Below are 3,260 nucleotides of genomic sequence, written 5' to 3'. Positions count from 1 at the left end.
CAGGCTGCGCCGGGCCGCCCAACAGGGCGCCAATGACCCCGGCCAGCTTCAGGCTCACCCGGGCCGCACGCTGCCCGGTGCGGAAGTCATAAACTTGCCAGCCGCGCTCCTTGGCGTAGGCGCGCAGCCGGGCATCGGGGTTGATGGCCACCGGGTGGCCGACAACCTCCAGCAACGGCACGTCATTGTAGGAATCCGAGTATCCCCAGGACCCAGCGAGGTTGATGTTCTGCTGCTGGGCCAGCTCCAGCACCGCCTGCGCCTTGTCCGCGCCGTGAAGGATGGGGCCGGTCAGCCGTCCGGTGTATTCCCCGTTTTCGCTTTCCACCCGGGTTCCCAGGGCTCCGGTCAGTTCCAGGCGCCGGGCGATCACCCCGGCCACCTCGGTGGGGGTGGCGGTGACCAGCCAGACCTCGCGCCCCACGTTCAGGTGCTGGCGGGCAATGGCCACGGTCCCGCCCCACAGCTTGGGGTGAATGAATTCGTCATAGATCTCATCCCCGAGCTCGCGCATCTGCTCGACCTTCACCCCGCGCACCATGTCCAGGCCCGGTCACGGATGGCGGTGATGTCGCCCAGGTGCTCCCCACGGGCCAGGAAGCTGAGCTGCTTGAGCGCGAAGAACAGCACCTCGCGGAAGTGGAAGAACTTGTGCTGGTGCATCTTGCGGGCCACCGCGTACAGCGAGGCACCGCGCACCAGGGTGTTGTCAACGTCAAAGAACGCCGCGATCCGCCCCTCGGTGGGGGCAGGATGCTGCGCAGTGTCCCGTACTTCGTTGGCTTCCATTAGCCCAAGTTTAGCCGGTGGCCCTGCGCTTCTTCCCGCGGGGCCGGCCCCGGGCGGGGCGTCGCAAAGCGGCGCCAACACCCGTGCCCGGGATGCGGCGTGAGAACATGGAAGGGTGAAACAGACTCCCGAAATCCAGCTGTTGGTGCGCCAGGAATGCCATTTGTGCGCTGCCGCCCGCCAGACCGTGGCCGAGGTGACCTCGCGCCTGGGAATGAGCTTCAGTGAAGTGGACATCGACACCCGCCCAGAATTACGTGAGCAACACCATGAAGAGGTGCCGGTGCTGCTGATCGACGGGCAGGTCCGGGACTTCTGGCGAATCGACCCGCAACGGCTCGAACGCCTGCTGCGCGAGCACTAGGCCGCAGCCCGTTCCGCCGCTGACCCCAACCGAAAGAGCCCTCCTTGCCCCTATCCGAACCGCGAATCCTGCCCGAGGCCACGCTGATGCGTCTAACGCAGTACCTGCGGGCCTTGAACGCCCTGGACACCCAGGGCGTGGAACGCACCAGTTCGGGGGTCCTGGCCGAGGCGGCCGGGGTGAATCCGGCGATCCTGCGCAAGGACCTGTCGCTGCTGGGCTCCTACGGCACCCGCGGGGTGGGCTACGTGGTGCGCGAACTGGCCGACCACATCAGCCGCACCCTGGGCCTGGATCAGGACTGGCGGGTCCTGATCATCGGGGCCGGCAACCTCGGGCGCGCCCTGAGCGGGTACGCCGGATTCCGTTCCCGCGGCTTCCACGTCAAGGCCATGCTGGACAGCGACCCGGACCTTGTGGGGCATCGGGTCGGGGAACTGGTGGTGCGCGACGCAGCCGAACTGGACGCCGTGGTCACCGAGCAGCAGATCAACATCGCGGTGCTGGCGGTGCCCGGCGCGGCGGCCCAGCCGCTGGTGGACCAGCTGGCCGATGCCGGGGTGAAAAGCATCCTCAGCTTCGCCCCGCACGTCATCCGTGCCCCCAGGGGGGTGGAGGTGCGCCGGGTGGATCTGTCCACCGAATTGCAGATCCTGGCCTACCACGCGGTGCGCAACGACCTGGAAACGGGCAGGGGCCACTGCCCGGGTTGGGGACCGAAACCTAGGATTCTTGGGCTCCACCTCAGAGCCGCACCTCGGAGCCGAGCACGATGGTGCGTTCGGGCGGCAGCTGGAACATTTCCGCGCGCGGGGCCTGGTTCTTCTCCAATGCCACAAACAGCCTGCGCCGCCACCGGCGCAGGCTTTCCGGGTGCGGGCTGTGCAGGGTGAGCACCGAGAGGAAATACAGCGCCTGGCTGAAATCGATCTCGCACTCGGCACCTGGTCGTGCACCAGCGCCAGGTTCGCCGGAATGTTCTGCCGGTCCAGGTAGCCGGTGTGGATGGTGATCCGGGTGATGCCGTGGCTGGCGCTCAAATGCTGGTCCACCTCAAAGCGCGAGTGCACCGGTACGTGCGGGCTGTGCGCGTAGGCGATCCGCACGATCACCACTTGTTCGTGCAGCATCCGGAAAATCCGGGTGCACAGCAGCAACGACAGGGGAGTGCTGTGCAGGTTCGGGTGCGGGAAGACCGCCACCCCGGCCGTACGGCGCAGGTTGGTGGCGGACAGTGCTTCCACAAAGCCGCTGAATGAGCCTCCAGCTCGGCCCGGTAGGCCGCCACGGTGCGGAACCCGCGCTGCCAGGTGGTCATCACCACCAGCATGCCCCCGGCCAGCCAGCGGCACCCAGCCCCCGGACAGCAGCTTGGCCGAGTTCGCCGCCAGCAGCACCACTTCCAGCAGCCCGATGGCCAGCAGGTAGCTCCGATTTTCCACCAGCGCCAGCGCCACACCAGCACCGCGAAGATCAGGAAGATCACCGATTCCAGCAGCAGGGTCCCGGTCACCGCCAGGCCGTAGGCGTTGGCCAGCCCGGACGAGGACCCGGCGACCACCATCACGGTGAGCACCGCGGCCAACAGTACCCAGTTCACGCCGAAGGTAGATTTGTTCCTCGTCGCGCCGGGAGGTGTACTTCACGCTCAGCCGGGGCAGCAACCCCAGCCGCATCGCCTGGCGGGTCACCGAGTAGGCCCCGGCAATCACCGCCTGGGAGGCGATCACGGTGGCCAGCGTGGCATAGATGACCAGCGGCACCCGCAGGGCCGGCGGGGCCAGGTAGAACATCGGGTTTTCCACCGCCTGCGGGCTACCCAGCACCAGGCGCCCTGCCCCAGGTACACCAGCAGCAGGGCGGGCATCACCACCCACAGCCATGCCCGGCGCACCGCCCGGGCGCCGAACAGGCCCATGTCCGCGTACAGGGCCTCGGCCCCGGTCACCGTCAGCACGATCGCCCCAAACAGGATGAACCCCTGCACCGGGTGGTTCAGCAGCAGCAGGCCGGCCCACTGTGGGGACAATCCCAGCAGGATCTGCGGGTGCGCGGCGATCTGCGGCAGCCCCAGCGCCGCCAGGAGGAGGAACCAGCCGAGCATGAT

Annotated in this window: 5 protein-coding genes and 3 pseudogenes; 2 read left to right on the top strand and 6 right to left on the bottom strand. The window is 67.8% G+C overall.

Annotated features, from left to right (window positions below):
• The coding region (locus JCM19049_RS10290; protein ID WP_279402935.1) for an HAD-IB family hydrolase at positions 1-541 on the bottom strand (541 nt) is incomplete at its 3' end.
• Positions 526-789: a hypothetical protein gene (locus tag JCM19049_RS20090; protein ID WP_279402934.1), complete on the bottom strand. Its 264-nt coding sequence runs from the start codon at positions 787-789 to the stop codon at positions 526-528. The genes JCM19049_RS10290 and JCM19049_RS20090, both read right to left, overlap by 16 nt.
• Before the next feature lie 115 nt (positions 790-904).
• Between JCM19049_RS20090 and JCM19049_RS10285 the strand changes: the two genes are divergently transcribed.
• Both JCM19049_RS10285 and JCM19049_RS10280 read left to right on the top strand, forming a co-directional pair.
• Positions 905-1,153: a glutaredoxin family protein gene (locus JCM19049_RS10285; RefSeq protein ID WP_246049548.1), complete on the top strand. Its 249-nt coding sequence runs from the start codon at positions 905-907 to the stop codon at positions 1,151-1,153.
• Positions 1,154-1,197: 44 nt separating this feature from the next.
• Positions 1,198-1,821: pseudogene (locus JCM19049_RS10280) on the top strand (redox-sensing transcriptional repressor Rex); the annotation flags it as partial.
• Between the two features lie 76 nt (positions 1,822-1,897).
• Here JCM19049_RS10280 and JCM19049_RS23465 read toward each other — a convergent pair.
• The 4 genes and pseudogenes from JCM19049_RS23465 to JCM19049_RS10270 all read right to left on the bottom strand — a co-directional run.
• Complete coding sequence (locus JCM19049_RS23465; RefSeq protein ID WP_374700286.1) at positions 1,898-2,050, bottom strand: hypothetical protein; 153 nt, start codon at positions 2,048-2,050, stop codon at positions 1,898-1,900.
• A 104-nt stretch (positions 2,051-2,154) separates the two neighbouring features.
• Positions 2,155-2,355: pseudogene (locus JCM19049_RS23460) on the bottom strand (potassium transporter Kup); the annotation flags it as partial.
• Entirely contained in the window at positions 2,262-2,753 is a 492-nt protein-coding gene (locus JCM19049_RS10275) for a KUP/HAK/KT family potassium transporter (protein WP_054821538.1), read from the bottom strand. The pseudogene JCM19049_RS23460 and the gene JCM19049_RS10275, both read right to left, overlap by 94 nt.
• Before the next feature lie 64 nt (positions 2,754-2,817).
• A pseudogene (locus tag JCM19049_RS10270) lies at positions 2,818-3,257 on the bottom strand (KUP/HAK/KT family potassium transporter); the annotation flags it as partial.
• Positions 3,258-3,260 lie beyond the last annotated feature (3 nt).

The sequence above is a fragment of the Arthrobacter sp. JCM 19049 genome (assembly GCF_001310435.1).
Note: the sequence above shows the minus strand (reverse complement) of the source record. Positions and strands in the feature narration are given on the sequence as shown.

Coding starts and splice junctions, on each gene's coding strand:
- JCM19049_RS20090 (WP_279402934.1), bottom strand. CDS start 789: ATGGAAGCCAACGAAGTACGGGACACTGCGCAGCATCCTGCCCCCACC.